General features: G+C 69.0%; 18 protein-coding genes. 4 read left to right on the plus strand and 14 right to left on the minus strand.

From position 1 onward, the window contains the following. Together CHC08_RS38695 and CHC08_RS38700 are read right to left on the minus strand one after the other, a co-directional pair. On the minus strand, nucleotides 1-1524 hold a 1524-nt coding region (locus CHC08_RS38695), incomplete at its 3' end, for a tetratricopeptide repeat protein (protein ID WP_179282462.1). A 195-nt stretch (nucleotides 1525-1719) separates the two neighbouring features. Next, the gene (locus CHC08_RS38700; RefSeq protein ID WP_143653520.1) at nucleotides 1720-1899 is read right to left on the minus strand and encodes a hypothetical protein; all 180 of its coding nucleotides are present in this window, start codon (nucleotides 1897-1899) and stop codon (nucleotides 1720-1722) included. A gap of 383 nt (nucleotides 1900-2282) precedes the next feature. Between CHC08_RS38700 and CHC08_RS38705 the strand changes: the two genes are divergently transcribed. Continuing rightward, complete coding sequence (locus CHC08_RS38705; protein WP_245878832.1) at nucleotides 2283-2552, plus strand: WCX domain-containing protein; 270 nt, start codon at nucleotides 2283-2285, stop codon at nucleotides 2550-2552. 59 nt (nucleotides 2553-2611) lie between these two features. Here the strand turns inward: CHC08_RS38705 and CHC08_RS38710 are convergent, their stop codons facing one another. From CHC08_RS38710 to CHC08_RS38735, 6 genes are all read right to left on the minus strand, one after another. After that, complete coding sequence (locus tag CHC08_RS38710) at nucleotides 2612-3052, minus strand: SRPBCC domain-containing protein (protein ID WP_089212366.1); 441 nt, start codon at nucleotides 3050-3052, stop codon at nucleotides 2612-2614. Nucleotides 3053-3165: 113 nt separating this feature from the next. Continuing rightward, nucleotides 3166-3780, minus strand: coding sequence for a TetR-like C-terminal domain-containing protein (locus CHC08_RS38715; protein ID WP_089212367.1), 615 nt, complete (start codon nucleotides 3778-3780; stop codon nucleotides 3166-3168). Further along, nucleotides 3773-4609, minus strand: coding sequence for an alpha/beta fold hydrolase (locus CHC08_RS38720; RefSeq protein ID WP_089212368.1), 837 nt, complete (start codon nucleotides 4607-4609; stop codon nucleotides 3773-3775). The genes CHC08_RS38715 and CHC08_RS38720 overlap by 8 nt, the downstream gene beginning before the upstream one ends. Nucleotides 4610-4904: 295 nt before the next feature. Further along, complete coding sequence (locus CHC08_RS38725; RefSeq protein ID WP_089212369.1) at nucleotides 4905-5150, minus strand: hypothetical protein; 246 nt, start codon at nucleotides 5148-5150, stop codon at nucleotides 4905-4907. Nucleotides 5151-5226: 76 nt separating this feature from the next. Then, a complete protein-coding gene (locus CHC08_RS50055; protein ID WP_179282463.1) occupies nucleotides 5227-5382 on the minus strand; it encodes a hypothetical protein in 156 nt (51 codons plus the stop codon). A gap of 252 nt (nucleotides 5383-5634) precedes the next feature. Continuing rightward, a complete protein-coding gene (locus tag CHC08_RS38735; protein WP_089212371.1) occupies nucleotides 5635-6477 on the minus strand; it encodes a hypothetical protein in 843 nt (280 codons plus the stop codon). A gap of 408 nt (nucleotides 6478-6885) precedes the next feature. Here CHC08_RS38735 and CHC08_RS38740 point away from each other — a divergent pair, with 408 nt between their 5' ends. Both CHC08_RS38740 and CHC08_RS38745 read left to right on the plus strand, forming a co-directional pair. Beyond that, nucleotides 6886-7188, plus strand: coding sequence for a hypothetical protein (locus CHC08_RS38740; protein ID WP_089212372.1), 303 nt, complete (start codon nucleotides 6886-6888; stop codon nucleotides 7186-7188). A gap of 75 nt (nucleotides 7189-7263) precedes the next feature. After that, nucleotides 7264-7668 carry a VOC family protein gene (locus tag CHC08_RS38745; protein WP_089212373.1) on the plus strand — a complete coding sequence of 135 codons (405 nt, stop codon included), beginning with the start codon at nucleotides 7264-7266 and terminating at the stop codon, nucleotides 7666-7668. A gap of 143 nt (nucleotides 7669-7811) precedes the next feature. On the opposite strand, the gene CHC08_RS38750 is transcribed toward CHC08_RS38745, so the two are convergent. The 3 genes from CHC08_RS38750 to CHC08_RS38760 form a co-directional block, all read right to left on the minus strand. Continuing rightward, nucleotides 7812-9818 carry an acetoacetate--CoA ligase gene (locus CHC08_RS38750; RefSeq protein WP_089212374.1) on the minus strand — a complete coding sequence of 669 codons (2007 nt, stop codon included), beginning with the start codon at nucleotides 9816-9818 and terminating at the stop codon, nucleotides 7812-7814. A 74-nt stretch (nucleotides 9819-9892) separates the two neighbouring features. Further along, nucleotides 9893-10744, minus strand: coding sequence for a serine hydrolase (locus tag CHC08_RS38755; RefSeq protein ID WP_089212375.1), 852 nt, complete (start codon nucleotides 10742-10744; stop codon nucleotides 9893-9895). Further along, entirely contained in the window at nucleotides 10741-11661 is a 921-nt protein-coding gene (locus CHC08_RS38760; protein WP_089212376.1) for a LysR family transcriptional regulator, read from the minus strand. The genes CHC08_RS38755 and CHC08_RS38760 overlap by 4 nt, the downstream gene beginning before the upstream one ends. Before the next feature lie 109 nt (nucleotides 11662-11770). Here CHC08_RS38760 and CHC08_RS38765 point away from each other — a divergent pair, with 109 nt between their 5' ends. Beyond that, entirely contained in the window at nucleotides 11771-13297 is a 1527-nt protein-coding gene (locus CHC08_RS38765) for a penicillin-binding transpeptidase domain-containing protein (protein ID WP_089212377.1), read from the plus strand. A gap of 33 nt (nucleotides 13298-13330) precedes the next feature. Here CHC08_RS38765 and CHC08_RS38770 read toward each other — a convergent pair whose 3' ends face one another. The 3 genes from CHC08_RS38770 to CHC08_RS38780 form a co-directional block, all read right to left on the minus strand. Further along, complete coding sequence (locus CHC08_RS38770; protein ID WP_089212378.1) at nucleotides 13331-13933, minus strand: hypothetical protein; 603 nt, start codon at nucleotides 13931-13933, stop codon at nucleotides 13331-13333. Beyond that, nucleotides 13930-15561: a sensor histidine kinase gene (locus CHC08_RS38775; RefSeq protein ID WP_245878833.1), complete on the minus strand. Its 1632-nt coding sequence runs from the start codon at nucleotides 15559-15561 to the stop codon at nucleotides 13930-13932. The genes CHC08_RS38770 and CHC08_RS38775 overlap by 4 nt, the downstream gene beginning before the upstream one ends. Nucleotides 15562-15769: 208 nt before the next feature. After that, on the minus strand, nucleotides 15770-16465 hold the full coding sequence (locus tag CHC08_RS38780) for a response regulator transcription factor (protein WP_089212379.1): 696 nt from the start codon (nucleotides 16463-16465) through the stop codon (nucleotides 15770-15772). Nucleotides 16466-16637: the final 172 nt, after the last annotated feature.

Consider the following 16637-nt stretch of genomic DNA (forward strand, 5'->3'; position numbering starts at 1 on the left):
CCCGCTCCAGTAGGCGAGGTTGGCGCGGGCTCTCAACGTGTCCGGGTGCTCGGAGCCCGACACCCGCTCGCGTACCGGCACCAGCGCCGCGTACTGATCCCGGGCGCCCGCCGCGTCCCCCGCCTCCCCGCTCCAGTAGGCGAGGTTGGCGCGGGCTCTCAACGTGTTCGGGTGCTCGGGGCCGAGCTTGTCATGCAGGGCAGTGACGCACCGCTGTTGCAAGGTGTGGGCGGTGCGGTAGTCGCCACTGGCGACCAGATAGCCGATGACGGAGATCATGCCAGGAGAGTCGGGTGCCAGGACCGTGCGGGCGTGTGGCAGCAACCACGCATAGCGCGGCCACGAAGAGATGCGTTCCGGATTCTGGGGCAGCGCGGCCTGCAGCAGCTCAGCGGCGGTGGCGCGGGTGGCGGCGTGTTCGGTGTCGGTGAGGCCGGCCAGGGTGACGGCTTGGACCAAGCGGTGCACACTCACCCGCAGCCCGTTCGGCGATTGGTTGATCATGCTGTAGGAGGCCAGCAGCCCCAATGCCTCGATGACGGCTGCCTCTTCGATGCCGTCCAGCCCGTACAGCACCTCGCACGGCAGATCATCGGGGGCGTAGCAGGCCAGTAGCTCCAGCAACTGTACCGCCAGGGGATTCACCTGCGCGATTCGTGCCCCGGTCACCGCCCACACCCGGGCAACAACCTGGCCGACCTCGCTACGCCGGTCGGGGTCGGCGGCTAGCGCCTGCCGGGGTGCGGTGCGCAGTAGCCGCAGATAGCTGGCCAGATCCATACCGGGGGTGCGGACGATGTAGGCGCCAGCCTGCTTGAGCGCCAGCGGCAACTCCCCCAACTCCTGCGCCAACTCCTCGGCCAGGGCCGGATCTGGGGCGGCCGGGGCGCCAATGGTCTGCAGCAGCAGCGCGACCGCGGCCGGCCGTGACAAAACCTTCAGTCGCAGCACGGTGCCCAGCTCCTGCCAGCCGATGTCACGCCGGCTAGTGATGAGCACATGCCCACTGGTCAGGCGGCCCAGATACGGCTGAAGGTGATCGATCTCCTCGACGTTGTCGAAAACCACCAGCCAGCCCTCACTCGCGGCCAGCCAGGCCAGCGCCCAGGCCCCGGCCTCTTCCACGGTGGCCTGCGCCGCGGCCGCCGGCGCGGTCCCGGCGCACAACGCCCGGCACAGAGCGGCCAGAGCGGCCTGGATCTGCTCGGGCTTCTCTGCCGCCACCCACCACACCAGCCGATAGGTGCCGCTGTGGTGGTGGGCGTACTGCAGGGCCAGCTCGCTTTTGCCGATGCCGCCCAGCCCGACCACCGCCTGCGTGATCACCCCCGGCCCCGCCGACAGCGTCCGCCCCAGCACCTCCAGGTCCTTATCGCGGCCAACAAACACCGTCGACGCACGACTCGGCAACCCGATCATCCCGGCCGCCGGCACGGACACCACAGTGATCGCGGGCAACATCGGCCGGGGCTCGGCCGATCCCGGTGAGGTCACGGTGAAGGAGGCGGCAATGTCTCCAGTCATGACAACGCCATGGTTGTCGCGGCCGATCGCGACCGCATCCACGCCCTCGGCCGACGCCCCGCCGGGGCCGATCACCCGACCACCGCCAGAAACTTGACCGACCATCATGCCGCCCGACATGGATCCGCCGACCACGGGCGAGCCCGGCCCCGACGACGAAGCACCGGTCGGTGACGGCGGCTGGTGCAGTTGCACTCACAACGCCGCCCCGGCCACCAGCAGGCTCATCATGCCGACGAACATGCTGACCACACTGGCCCGTCTGTCCAGCACCTCCAGTAGCTTGTCGGGAACGTGCACCGGGTCAACGAAGAACACGACCAACCCAAAGATCAGCAACATCACCCCAACCACCATGAAGGCGACAAGCAGCATCCGAGGGACAGCGAACATCACCCGACGCAGACGGCCTCCTGAACGCGACGTAGCAGCGGGATCCGCAGAGGAAGGGAGCGACACCTTCCTAGCCTGATATCCACGGCCAACATCGCACCACAATGTCGCAAACCCGTTACCCCACGACTTCATGCGATGTCGAACACGTAGCGGCGAACACGATCGATTCTGGCTCCGGAGAAGAAAGATTATCTGGAGTCAGAGGCGCGATGGGAACGGAAGAGGGCTGACTCCAGTCGACACTAACCGACAAGATCGGCGCGATCACCCGGCCCGGTCGGCCTGCCGAGGTTCCCCGGATCGAGTCGCGCGCGCCTGCGCACGTGTTGTCAGGGTTCGCCACGGCTGAGTACCGGCACGAGGTGACCTTGCGGATCTACGGGACCGTTGAGCAGATCCGCGCCCACCTTCCCGCCAGCGTCGCGAGCCTGGAGGAGCACGCGCCCACGGCAGGCCAGGACCGGGCGACCGAGCGCTGGCTGCGCGTCGAGTTACGGGCGCAGCGGCTCGACTGGTTGCCTCCGGCACTCGCCTCACTCGACCGGCCGTTCGTCATCGAGCGCCCCGATGAACTGCGCGACCTCGTTATCGCGCTCGCCGATCGCCTCGCGTCCTACGCCCGCCAAGCCTGACAGCGAGGAACGAATGTCATGAGATGGCACACCTTAGCCGGTGCGGGAGCGACGGCACCTCACACACCGGGCCCGAGCTCGGTGCGGCCTTCCACCCGCTGCTTGAGGCCCTTGTTGAACGCGGCGTACCCGTCATTCTTGGGTGTTCTGAGGAAGGGCCGGATCAGGGTGACCAGGGCACCGGAAAATTCCTCGTGGTTGGTCAGGCGGGTGGTGCCGTCGTGGTTGGGAGAAAGGACGAAGGAGTGCTGGCCGTGGAACAGCTGCTTCACGCCGAGCGTGCCGACCCACCGCAGTTCCCGGCCAGGCGTCGCGACGGTGACCGTGGGCCTGAAGGTCATGCCCGGCATGCGCATCGTGAGCCTGTTTCCCACCTGAGCGGTTCCCTCGGCTGCGGAGAAGGTGCTCCACTCTCCGTAGGCGGCGAAGTCGGTGAGGACGTCCCACACCGCCTGCGGGGTGGCGTCGATGTCGATGACGGCGGTGAGGACTGGCTTCACGGTGGGTTCCACTTCTGGCTGGTGCGGGCGGGAGGGGGTGGGGTTCGGCGAGCGCGTGGTCTACCGGTGGTCGGTGGGACCGGCGTGGAGCGCAGTCCGCAGCGGTCAGAGCGTCACGCCCGGTGAGGCCCTGCGGGAGAGAGGGCGCTGGTGGTGGGGGTGGCCGTGGTCTCCTGCAGGCCGTGGTCGATGAAGTCGATCATCCAGGTGAAGCTGTCGTCGATATCCGTGGCGAACTGGAATCCGCCGGCCACTTCCAAAGATGCGAATCCGTGTAGGACGGTGCGCAGCATCCGCAGCGCGTGGATCTGCTGGTCGGGGTCGATCCGGTAGCCGTGCAGCATGGCCGCCCAGGAGTCGACCACCCGGTTGAGGGCGTCGATGAGGGGGTCGTCGGGCCCGGTCGGGCGGGCGGCGTTGGCTGCGGCGTATCGGCCGGGGTGTGCTTTCACGAACGTCCGCATCGCTTGCGCGCCGCGCGCCAGGGCTTCGGTGCCGGCCCGGCCCTGGGTCGCGTCGCGGATGGCGTCGGCGCACTGGTTCATGGCCAGGATGGCGATCCGGTGGGCGAGGTCGGTCTGGCCGGTGACGTGCTTGTACAGCGACGGGGTCTTGACCCCGAGCCGTTCGGCGACCAGGCCCATGCCGAGCTGGTCGAACCCGACCTCGTCGACCAGGGCGGCGGCGGCCTCGGTGACCGCCGCGGCGGTGAGCCCGGCCCTAGGCACTGGCGGCCGTCTTGGCCAGGAACGGCACGGCCAGCGCGAGGACCTGATCAGGGGTCTGGGCGTGCGGGTAGTGTCCGGCGCCGTCGATCACGGCCAGCTCTCCGAGGCCGGCGGGCAGGTCGGCGATGATCTTTTCCCCTTCAGCGCGGGGGTCGGCCCAGTCGGGGTCGAGGCTGCCTTCGACGATCAGGACCGGGCAGGTGACGCGGGCCAGCTGGGCGCCGGCGTCGGTGGGCTTGGACTTGCACATGTCCTGCAGGGCCTTCATCCGGCCGGGCTCGCTCAGCTTGGCCTCGATGCGGGCCAGCTCACCGTTCCAGTCGGCGGGCTTGGCCGGGTAGGCCACGTCGAGGTACTTCTTCCAGTCTGCCAGGCGTCCCCGGACGATGACCTGCGCCATCCGCGTGTACCCGGTCCGGAAGCGCTTGACCCGGATCAGCCCACCCAGGTCGACCGGCTGCGCACGGGTGAACGGGGCCAGCTCGATCACACCACTGACCACCTCAGGCGCCGTGGCGGCCGCGATGGTCGCGGCGCCGCCACTGATCGACTGCCCGATGATCACGGCCGGGCCGCCGAGATGACGCACGACGGCTACCAGATCGCCGGCGATGTCCGTGCGGCTGTAACCGTCCCAGCCGAGGCTGGACTCACCGCACCCGCGGATGTCGACGTTCGCGACCCGGTAACCGGCGGCCACCAGGCCGGGAACGAGGAAACGGTAGGAGTGCCGACTGTCACCGATACCGTGCGCCAGCACGACCAGGGGACCCTCCCCGGCCACATCGAAGGCGATGGTGTTCTTACCGATTCTCAGGTGTTCGGTCATGCCGTCCTCCACAAGTACTGGCTAATTTGATTAGCTTTAGACTAGTCACGTTAGCAGCGAAGGTCAACACCGCACCCAGCCGCGCTCGATCGGGAGTTGAACATCGGGAACGGAAGTCCCGCTGAGCGCCTTCAGGCCTGGGCTTCCCAGCGGGACTTTCGGTTCCTCCCCAGCCGATGTGGTGGCCGGTGCGCTGGCCCTGGCTCTGCCCTCCGCGCTATGTGGCACAGAATTAGCATTGTGTGAGATGGATGGCGAAGAGAAATGACGCGAAGGGACACGAGGCGAAACGGGCCTACTCGGCGGGCTTCTCCCGATCGTGGGTCGAGCCGCCGAGTAATGCTGTGAACTCAGCGGGATTCATCGGCAGGCCGGTCTCGGGGTCACATCCAGTCGCGCGCCGCCAAGAGCGAAGAAACTCTGGGTCCTCGTCGGGGTCGACGCCGTGCTCGTCGATCCATCGCCCATACAGCTCATTGAACACACGGTTGGCGTCCCGACCGAGCAGAAGGGGCGGAGTCGCGTTCGCAGAGTCGTCCATGCCCTCGTTCTACAGCAGCCAGCGGCACCGTGGGGACGCTCTGCGATTACACGGGCAGATGCCCGAGCACCCGGTCCTAGTGGCGCAGGCGGCGGAAGGTTAGCATCACGGTGATGGCGGCGCCAATCCCGGCACCGACCGCCAGCGCGGTCTGGATCGCGCCTTGCCGGGCGGTCACCTCATCCGCGACCGTCGGCAACGGAGGCAGGCTTCTCAACAACCACCAGGCCACGGCGTAGACGGTCCCACCGACCAGTATCGCGGCCAGGACAATCCACCACCTGGCAGGCCGGGGCTCGCGCAACATGAGCGGCGTGGCCGGCTGCGAGGAGCGGGGCGGTGAAGTCGTTCAGGCAGGCGCATGCAGCGTAAAGATCCACTCGATCAAGTGTTCAGCCTGCGTGGGCCCGCTAACGCCGCTGACCGTTCCGTTGTTGCTCAAGCCCAGACAAGGCCGGAGAATGGAACCGGCGATACCAAAGGATCAGGTTGGCCGGTCGCCGGCCGTCAGTGCGTGAAGCTCGCGGGCGGCGGGTAGCGTCCGGGCCTTCTCGGGAAGCGCGGTCACGATCTCCCGCACGATCTTGCGTCGAGCGGCTGTGACGGGAAGAGAGGCCGTGATGTCGAGAGCGTGGCCGAGCCCTTCGCTCACTTCGCGGCCTTGGACCAGCCCCCATGCTTGGAGGAGGCCGATGTTGGCCCTTCCTCCGGCCTTCTCCTGCGGGCAGGATGCCAGGGCATGCTCCAGCATGGGTGCCGCCGCTCCCCCGTCTCCCATCATGGTGAGTACGAAGGCTTCGGCGTACTGAACTCCTTCCAGGGGCATGCCCCACACGGAGATGTGATCGTTGGTCACAGAGGCGGGAAGACGCTCGTAGACGTCCCTGAAACCGTCCAGGGCTTCGCGGGCGAGGTCGACCCGTCCATGCGTGGCGAGGATGCGACCGCGAGTTTTCAACGCCTCCGCCAGGCCAAGGCAGGGGCGGCCATCGGCGAGATGCACCGCCTCCTCAACCAGAGTCTCCGCGGCCGGCCCGAGACGGCGCAGGTAGAACGACTGGGAGGCTTCACCAGCGCGTACCCACACACTCAGCTCGCGATCCCCGGAGGCATCGGCGGCCAAGCGAGCCGCACGCCATGAACGCCAGCAGGCGCGAGCGCTGGAGCTCTCGGCCAGATCGAACGCCATGAACGCCGCCAACTGCGCGTAGACGCGCAACAAGGTGGCGCGCTCGGTCGAGACCTGGGTATGGGTCAGGACGTGGTTCAGGTCGCGGATGTCACCTGCCAGTTCGGCGATTCTGGAGCCTGATGGTTCGGTCCACACGCCTTGTGCGTAATCCCACGCGGTCTGCTCTCCCAGTCGTTCACACCGTTCTCGGTCGCGTGGCCTGTGCTGCTGGAGAGCCGATGATCCGCCGTCGAACGCCGCACCCATGAGCGGGTGCGGCGACGAACTCTCTCCCCCCGCACCCACCACCGCGCCATCGGCCACCGTTGAGCACTCACCCATCCAACTAGCCGAAGATCAGGCCGACGCGCTCGCCACAGATATCAGCCACGCGTTCCCACCCTGGATGATCTGGCGAGCCAACAACATCTGGTACGCGACCGGCCCCTGCCCGGCCCCGGACTGCGTCTGCTCTCGCACCCTGCACGCCCCGACTCCGAGCGGACTGTGCCGACAACTCGACGAGTCCGAACGGGCGACTCAGACTCGACAGGAGGTTCCGCGATGACACCCCCGGAGGAACACGCCCTGCAACAACCGTGGTTCTCAGAGGCAGAGGCGGAACAGGCAGTGCACCAACTCGCCACGCTCCAACAGATATACCCTGACTGGAAGATCGCCTGCGTGAGCGACCTCGACCAGCCCATTTGGTATGCCATTCTGCGCACCACTCTCACCGAGGGGCAGAAAGTGGCCGGCAATCGTCAGACATTCATGCGCTCCTCCGCCGAAGCACTCACCTCCGCGCTGGCAGCACAGGAGAAACGGCAGCACAACTGCCCCATCACGAATCACTTCATCTCATGAACAGCGCGGCTGCACGGAGAGCCCACCTCCCGTGCCGTCGCATACACAATCTCCGGTTATGCCAGGATGGCCGCCATGACTGAGGATCAAGCGCAGCGGTCAGGGCTGGTCGAGTGGATGGCTCTGACGATCGACTGCCCGGAACCGAACGTCATGGCGCAGTTCTACGCCACCCTGCTCGGCGGAAAGGTCACCCGTCAGACTCCTGATGGGGCAAATGTGGACGTTGCGGGCCGGTTGCTCAACTTTCGGGCCGCGCCGGACTACAAACCTCCGACGTGGCCCTCGCCCGAGGTGCCGCTGCACTCGCACTTCGAGTATGTCGTCGAGGATCCCGACGCCGTCGCCCAGCAGCTGTTGCCGCTGGGAGCCAGTCTGGCGCAGCACCAGGACCCGGACGATCCTCATCTGGTAGTCATGCTCGACCCGGCCGGGCACCCGTTCTGCCTCATCCGAAGCAGCGCGGCCCGACGTCACTGACCACGGGGGCGACAAACCACTTCACTCCGCACCGGCGGGCATCACCGATTAAATCGGCATGAGCAAGGAGAGAGACCCGCGCAGCGCGGGTCTCTCAGTCCTCACTGTGGCGCGGCAACTCACGGTTGAGCCGCTGGGCCGGCTCAGACGGTCGGGATGAAGTGCCGCAGGACCTCGGGGTTGGCCATGGCGTCGAGGTTGGCGGCCTTCTCCGGGGGGACGCCGAGGAGGATCTTGCGGATGGGGACCTCCAGCTTCTTGCCGCTGAGGGTCCTGGGGATGCCGGGGACCTCGATGATCTCGTTCGGCACGTGGCGGGGGGAGAGCGCCTCCCTGAGGTCCCCGCGCAGGCGCGTGACCAGGTCATCGCTCAGGACCGAGCCTTCGACCATGGCGACGTAGAGCAGCAGGCGACCCTCCTGCCCGAGCTGACCGGTGTCGATCACCAGGCTGTCGGCGATCTCCTCGAAGCGCTCGACCACGCGGTAGAACTCGCTGGTGCCCATCCTGACACCGCCCCGGTTCAGGGTGGAGTCGGACCGACCGTAGATCACGCATCCTCCGTCGGGGAGGATCTTGATCCAGTCGCCGTGCCGCCAGACGCCGGGGTAGTCGGCGAAGTAGCTCTCCCGGTAGCGCGATCCGTCGGGGTCGTTCCAGAACATCACCGGCATCGACGGCATCGGCTGGGTCACCACAAGCTCGCCGACCTCGCCGATCACCGGCGCGCCCGACGGGTCGAAGGACTCCACCTTCGCCCCCAGGCCGGAGCAGGGGATCACGCCCGCGCGGACCGGGAGCAGCGGGACGGCGCCGACGAAGCCGGTGCACACGTCGGTGCCACCGGAGAACGAGCCGAGCTGCACGTCCGGCAGCGCCTCGTGCACCCAGGCGAACCCCTCGGGCGGCAACGGCGAACCGGTGGAACCGAGGCCCCGCAGCCTGTCCAGCCCCTCGGGCTTGAGGTCCGCCTTCATGGACGCGATCACGTACGGCGCGCCGGTGCCGAAGTAGGTGACCCCCTCCTCGGCGGACAGCCGCCACAGCGCGCCGGTCTCCGGGTAGGTGGCCGACCCGTCGTAGAGCAGCACCGTCGAGCCGACGAGCAGGCCGCCGATGAGGTAGTTCCACATCATCCAGCCGGTGGTGGTGTACCAGAAGAAGGTGTCGTCCTCGCCCAGGTCCTGGTGGAAGGAGAGCGCCTTGAGGTGCTCCAGCACGATGCCGCCGTGACCGTGCACGATCGGCTTGGGCAGCCCGGTGGTGCCGGAGGAGTAGACGATCCAGAGCGGGTGGTCGAACGGCACCGGCTCGAAGGACAGCGGTCCGGCGGAGGCCCGGAGGTCCGCCCAGCTCAGCTCATGCCTGCCGTCTCCGGAGGCCGGATCACCCCCGCCCGGCGTCTCCGTACCTGACGTCTCGTTCGTGCCCGGCCTCTCCGCGCCAGGCGTCCCGCCCGAGATGTCGTTCGGCGCGGATATCCGTACTCGCGCGACCAGGGTCGGCAGTTTGGCGGCGATGTCGGAAACGACCTGGGAGCGGTCGAACCGCCTGCCGTTGTAGTCGTAGCCGTCCACCGCGATGAGCACCTTCGGCTCGATCTGCGTGAAGCGGTCGATCACGCTCGGCGCGCCGAAGTCCGGGGAGCACGAGGACCAGATGGCGCCCAGGGAGGCGGTGGCGAGGAAGGCCACCAGCGTCTCGGGGATGTTCGGCGCGTATGCCGCGACCCGATCCCCCCGGCCGACGCCCAGCGCGGCCAGGCCGGTGCGCACCCGCGCGACCTCCCCGGCCAGCTCTCCCAGGGTGAGCGTCCGCCGCCCGCCCGCCTCGTCGCGGAACACCACGGCCGGCCGGTCGGGTTCGGTGGCGGCCCTGCGCAGCGCATTGGCCGCGTAGTTCAGCGTCGATCCCGCGAACCACTCGACGCCGGGCATCGTGCCGGAGATGACGGGCCCGTCACCCCGCTCGCCCACGACCTCGAAGTAGTCCCAGACCGACGTCCAGAACTCGGCCGGGGCATCCACCGACCACCGCCACAGGGACTCGTAGTCACCGGGACGGCCGAGCCACTCCATGTAGCGGGTGACCTTGGCGTCCCTCACGACCTCCGGGGTGGGTTCCCAGAGCAGCGCACCTTCCTCAACCATGGCCCCATCCTCTCGGCGGGCGGGCGGAATGTCATCCCCGGGGGTGCACATACCCCCGGGGCGTGCGGTGTGGTTCAGCCACGTAACCGTTCCACGGCGGCCCGCGCGGCGGTGCCGATCACCGCGTCGGCGCGGGGTTGGTTCTGGGCGGTGCCGTACGAGCGAGTGAAGACGGCGACGGCGTAACGCCCGCCGTCGGGGTACTCCACCACGCCGATCTCGTTCCGGATCGTGGGCAGTGTGCCGGTCTTGCCGCTGACCGCGACGTCGTCGTAGGGGAACCCGGCGGCGAGCCGGTGCGGCCAGACCTGAAGGCCGAGCAGCCTGCGCATCGAGGCGCACGACTCCGGAGAGGCCGCCTCGTCGCGCCAGATCATGCTGAGCAGCCGGGTCATGTCGCGCGGGGTGCTCCGGTTCGTGCGTGCCGGATCGAGCGCCCGGAGCCGGGAGATCAGGGCGGGGTCGGTGGACATCTCCTCCTGCCCGGCGTCCTCGACCATGCTGGAGAACAGCTCCCGGCAGTCGTGCTCGATCCACGTGCGGTCCAGCCCGAAGGCGGCCAGCATGGTGTTGACCGCGGGCAGACCGACCCTGTCGATCACGGCGTCGGCGGCGGTGTTGTCACTCACCGCGATCATCAGGTAGGCCAGGTCGCGCAGCGACATCGTCACGTCGTCGGCCATGACCGACACTCCGGTGGACCCGGCAGTGTGGCGGTCCGCCATAACCGTGACCCGCTCGGCCGGATCCAGCACTCCCCGATCCGCCTGCCGGAAGAGCTCCACCAGCAGCGCCACCTTGAACACCGAGGCGACGACCACGGACCCGTCGGCGTCGTAGGCGACCTCGGCGCCGGTGTCGATGTCCATCACGTGCAGGGACCCGGTCACCCCGGCCGTGCGGAACAGACCCTCGATGGCGGTCATGCGAGGAATCCGGAGGCCGGTCTGGCCCGCACCCTCCGCGGCGGAACCGCCTCGTCGTCGGTCATCCCCGCGTTCTCCCTCAGCACTCGTACGGCCACCGCCCCGAAGGTTACGGCAGCGTCCCCGGCCTCTCCCCGCCAGGCGGTCGACACCCGCCAGGCGAGCGGGCTTCCCAGCAGCGGCCGCCAGGACAGTCCCGGCAGATCGACCCGGGGCCCGAAGGCGACGGCCGTACCGGCCAGGACCAGTCCGAGGGTCTGCGCCTCGTGCACCTCGTCGGGGACGAACCCGTGGCGGCGGCACTCGGCGAGTGTCTCCTCGTGCAGTCCCGGCTCCCGGGGGAAGAGCACGAGCTGCCGCCCGTCCAGGTCGGCGAGATGCACCGACGACAGCGCCGCGAGCGGGTCAGTCTCGTCCAGCACCACGCCGGGGCGCTGGACGAGCACCGGGCCGAAGCTCAACCCGGGGGCGGCCACCGGGTGGCGTACCACGCCCACGTCCAGGGCGCCGCCGGTGAGCGCCACGACCTGGTCGGCGCTCCACATCTCGGCCGGCGCCGGCCGTACCTCGGGCATGCGTTCTCGGAATCCGGCGATCAGCGCCGCGATCACCGAGGATCCCAGGTCGGGCGGGATCCCCACCCGCAGCACCGCGCTCTCCCCGCGCCCGGCCAGGTCACGCAGCCGGTCCACCCTCGCGACGATCTCGCGGGCCTCGGCCAGCAGCAGCCGTCCCGCCTCGGTGAGCCGGACCTGACGGCTGGAGCGGTCGAACAGCCGCACGCCGAGCTCCTCCTCCAGCCGCCGGATGCGCTGGCTGAGCGGCGGCTGGGCCATGCCGAGCCGGATCGCCGCGTTGCCGAAATGAAGCTCCTCGGCGACGACGGTGAAGTAGCGCAGATGCCGTACCAGGTCCATGAGCAGCGACTATATCAATTCGGATATCAACCTCTTTTAGATATCAATATTGGACATAAACGCCATCCTTCTGGTCTTCTCGACCGCGAGACGACAAGGGGGACGACTCGTGAAACGCAAACACCTGGCAGTGGTGGCAGTGCTGGTGCCGGTCGCGGCGGTCGGCGCGGGCATGTGGGCGCTGCACACTCCCGGATCCGCAGAGGAGACGGCTCGCGACTTCCTGGCCGCCTGGACCCGGCAGGACTACCCGGCGATGCGGGCGCTCACGGTCGAGCCGCCGGGCGACTTCGACCGCTGGTACACGCGGTTCCGGACCGACCTGAAGCTGTCAAAGGCCGGCTTCGAGGTGACCGGGAGCACGGATTCCGAGGTCGCCTTCCACGCGACGCTGGACGGGCCGGTGAACTGGTCCTACGACGGCTCGCTGACGCTGGTCGAGCATGATCGGGCCTGGCGGGTGAAATGGAGCCCCGCGGCCGTCCACCCCCGGCTCAAGCCGGGCATGAGAATCAAAACCGTGCTGGTCAAGGCCGAGCAGGCGCCGATCCTGGCCGCCGACGGGACCCGGATCGACACCGCGGACGCGCCGGGCTCGGTGCAGCAGCTCGTCGAGGGACTCAAGGAGAGGTACGGCTCCCACCTCACCGGCACCTCCTCGGCACGGGTGGACCTTCTCCAGGGAACCGAGCGAGTCGCCACGCTCGCCACCGGCGGCGCGAAGGCGGGCAAGGAACTGCGGACCACCATCGACCTGCGGGTCCACCGCGCCGCGGCGGCGGCCCTGGACGCGGTGGACAAGCCCACCTCCCTGGTCGCGCTCCGGCCCTCGACCGGCGAGATCCTGGCCGTGGTCAACAAACCCGGCGGGTTCAACCGGGCCCTGCTGGGCCACTACCCTCCGGGCTCCACCTTCAAGGTGGTCACGGCGTCGGCCCTGGTCGCCGGCGGCATGACCGCCGGCGAGAGCGTGCCCTGCCCGGCCGAGCAGAACATCGGTGGCTTCGCCTTCCACAACGCCGGGTTCGAGGACTACGGCACGATCCCGTTGCGGGAGGCGTTCGCGCACTCGTGCAACACCACGTTCGGGAAGCTGAGCGTGGACCGGCTCGGTGGCAGGCGGCTGGCCTCCGTGGCCACCGGCTTCGGGTTCGGGGGTCCGGTGGACCCCGGTGTGCCCGCCGTACGGGCGCAGTTTCCCGACACCGAGGATGACACCGACCTCGCGTCGGCCTCGATCGGGCAGGGGCGCGTCCTGACGAGCCCGTTGAACATGGCCACCGTCGCCGCGGCGATCGCCGACGGCTCCTGGCGCCCGCCCCGGCTGGTGGACGCGGCCCTGCTGCCGGCGGCCCAGCCGAGGAAGCTGGAGCCCGCGGTGGTGCGGGCGTTGCGCACGCTGATGCCCGCGGTCGTGGTGGAGGGCACCGCGAGCGAGGTCGCCTTCCCCTCCGGTACGGCGGGCAAGACCGGAACCGCCGAGTTCGGCTCGGGTGAGAAACCGCCGTCGCACGCCTGGTTCATCGGCTACCGGGGCGACCTGGCGTTCTCGGTCATCGTGGAGGGCGGCGGCGCGGGCGCCAAGGCAGCCGCGCCCATCGCGAGCCGGTTCCTCACCGCCCTCGCGAAACCCTGACCGGAACGGACGTTCCCCGCACGAGGGCGGACGTCAGTCCGATCCGCGCGGGAACTCCGAACACCGGAAGGACTCGGTCCGGGCGACGCCCGCCCGTTGGATGGTGACAGTGACGGCGTCGGGGTCGATGTTCGTCCGCGCGGCCAGGGCGCTCGCGGCCGTACAGGTGAGCTGACCCATCCACAGTGTCGAACGAGGCGTGAGCGATGCCTGCATCGGGACCGGCCGGGCCGTCCCCGATGCAGGTGCCGGTACAGGTACGGGTGCGGGCCCCGAAACCTCCGACGGCTCGGGCCGGGGCAGTGAGATGCGAACCTTCGCCTGACCCGAGGTGACCTTGATCGGTGTCTCCGCGCCAGGCCGGAGCTCGCTGCGGAGCCCTCTCCCACGCTCGGCGGCGCTGGGTCCGTCCATCAACAGGGTGAGCGTCTCCTTCAGCGGGGGCCACGGAATGGGGCGGATCACGGCCTGCAACCGGGCGCCCGACACGAAGTAGAGCCGGGTGCTGGGGCGGAACCCGACGGCGGGGTCACCTCCGTCCCTGACGCCCGTCGGGGTGATCCCGCAACCGGCCGCCAGCGACGCGAGCACCAATGCGAGGACCACCGGCGCTCGGCACGCGCGAGCGATCGTCATCCGGCCTCCGCATCCCGAGACGGTCCGCCCGTCTCCGAGTCCCGAGGCAGCCCACCGGCCTCCGCATCCCGAGACGGTTCACCTGTCTCCATGCCTCGGGACGATCCACCGGCCTCCGCGTTCCGACCCGGTTCATTGACCACCACGTCCTGAGGAGCTTCACCTGTCCCCATGCTTCGAGACGATCCACCGGCTTCCATGTCTCGCAACGAACCACCGGCCTCCGCGCGGCGCGGCAGGGAGAGCGTGAACACGGCTCCTCCGCCCACCCGATTGGCCACCTCGATCGAGCCGCCGTGCAAGCGTGCGTTCTCAAGGGCGATGGCCAGGCCGAGACCGCTGCCCTCCGACCTCACCCGTGCCGCGTCCGCCTTGGAGAAACGGTCGAATACGTGCGGAAGGATCCGCGGGTCCACCCCTTTGCCCGCGTCCCGGACCTCGATGACAACGTCACCCGCTCCGCCCGGACCGTCCGCGCGCAGCCGTACGGTGACTGGGGGCGCGCCGTGGTCGAGCGCGTTGCCCACGAGATTGGCCACGATCACGTCGAAGCGGCGCGGGTCCAGAAGGATTCGGATGCCCAGGGGAAGATCCAGGTCGACACGGCCGGTCCAGCCCCGGGTGCGCAGGCAGGCGCGGACCGCGTCCGCCGCGTCGACCTCGTCCAGGATGAGCGTCGCCGCTCCGGCGTCGAACCGTGAGATCTCCATGAGGTCCTCGACGAGCCTCACCAGCCGGCCCACCTCAAGGTTCATCAGGCGGGCCGCCTGTCCCAGATCGCCTTCGAGGCGACCGGCCTCCTCCTCGAACATGTCGGCCATCACCAGGATGGACGCCAGGGGAGTGCGCAGCTCATGGGACACGTCGGCGACGAACCGGCGGGCCTTGACCTCCATGCCGCGCAGCTCGGACACGTTGGTCTCCAGGGCGGCGGCCGTGTTGTTGAAGGTCTTCACCAGCCTGGCCAGTTCGTCGCCGCCGCTCACCTTCAGGCGCGTGTCCAGCTCACCCGTGCCGAGCCTGCGGGCGGCCCGGTCGAGATCGCGCACCGGGCGCAGCACACCTCTCGCCGCCACGAGGGCGAGCACCACGGCCAGCAGCACGACGGGAATCGCCCCGTTCTGGGCCGCCGTCACCAGCGCGGCCTCGTCCCCCTCCTCCTTGCTGAGCGGGGTCACGAGATAGGCCTCCACGCCCGACGGAGCCGCCTGCTTGCCCAGCATCACCGGCGTGCCGACCACGAGGTACGGGATGCCGGAGCGGACGACGCGCTGGTAGAACAGGCGGTTCCGCTCGACGACGGTACGGCGCAGCGCGGAGGTGATCGGGCCGGTGTCGTCCCCCGAGGCGATCAGCCCCGAGTCGCGGTAGGCGGCGGCGCCGGTCGCCTCCAGGAACGAGGGCGCGACCCCGTTGGCCAGTTGCTGCAGCGCCGCACGGTCCGGCGGGTGCTGCATGTTCTCGGTGAGGGTCGCGACGCGCAGCCGGAACTCGTTGACGACCGACCCCTCCGTACGCGTCAGCATGAGGTCGCGCGCCTGGCGGTAGATCAACCCGGCGGCGGTCAGGGCGCTGAGTCCGGCGAGGAGCACGCAGACGATCACCAGCCGGGCCCTCAATCCGCGCACCCAGATCGGAAGTCGCGGCCTCCATCTTCTGGACCGCTCACCTCTGGTTCTGGGCTGCTCTCCGCCGGCGCTGAGCTGCCCGCCGTCGATTCCGGGCGACTCCCCGCCGGTCGCGGACCGTCCTCCGTCGGTTCCTGGCCGCCCTCCGCCGGCATCGCCCGGGATCATTCGATCACCGTGCATCACGTCGTCTCGCACCGCGAACGGTTCATAGAGGTCCGAACCGGTATCCGAACCCGCGCACGGTCTGTATGTACCGGGGCTTGGACGGGACATCCTCGATTTTCGTCCGCAACCGCTGAACGCACGCGTCCACCAGTCGGGAGTCACCCAGGAAGTCGAGCTCCCAGACCGACTCCAGGAGTTGCTGGCGGCTGAACACCTGGCGGTAGGCCGCCGACAGCTCCAGCAGCAGCCGCAGCTCCATCGGTGGCAGGGTGATCGGGACGTCGCCTTTGGACACGGTGAGGGCGCCGCGATCGATCGTCAGGTCGCCGTGGACCTCCTGCCCGGTCGCGGACCCCGGCTCGGTCTCGGTCGCCGGGCCTCCGCGCCGCAGCACCGCGCGGATCCGTGCTTCCAGTACGCGTGGCCGTACCGGCTTGATCACGTAGTCGTCCGCCCCCGCTTCGAGACCGCTGACGACATCAAGATCGTCGCCGCGGGCGGTGAGCATGACGATGGGCGTGGGTCCGCCGGCCCGGATCCGGCGGCACACCTCGAACCCGTCGATTCCGGGGAGCATCAGGTCGAGCACGACGATGTCCGCGGGAGCGGTGAGCAACCGCCTCAGTCCGTCCTCACCCGTCCGCGCGACGTCGACCTCGTGCCCGTGCCTGCTGAGCGACAGGCGCAATCCTTCCCGTACGGACGAATCGTCCTCGATCAGCATCACTCTGGCCACCGTTCGAGTATCCGCTGTGGCCAGACCACTTCCTTACGATCCGGATATTCATTACACGCTCATGACATTCCGGTCATGACCAGCGGACATTGCCCTGGGAGCGTCGAGGCCGTTCCCAACCGATGACTTCTGTGCCCGGCGCGCATCGCCGAACCGTCTCCGCGATGCCGCC

Source organism: Streptosporangium subroseum (assembly GCF_900188345.1).
Taxonomy (GTDB): Bacteria; Actinomycetota; Actinomycetes; order Streptosporangiales; family Streptosporangiaceae; genus Streptosporangium; species Streptosporangium subroseum.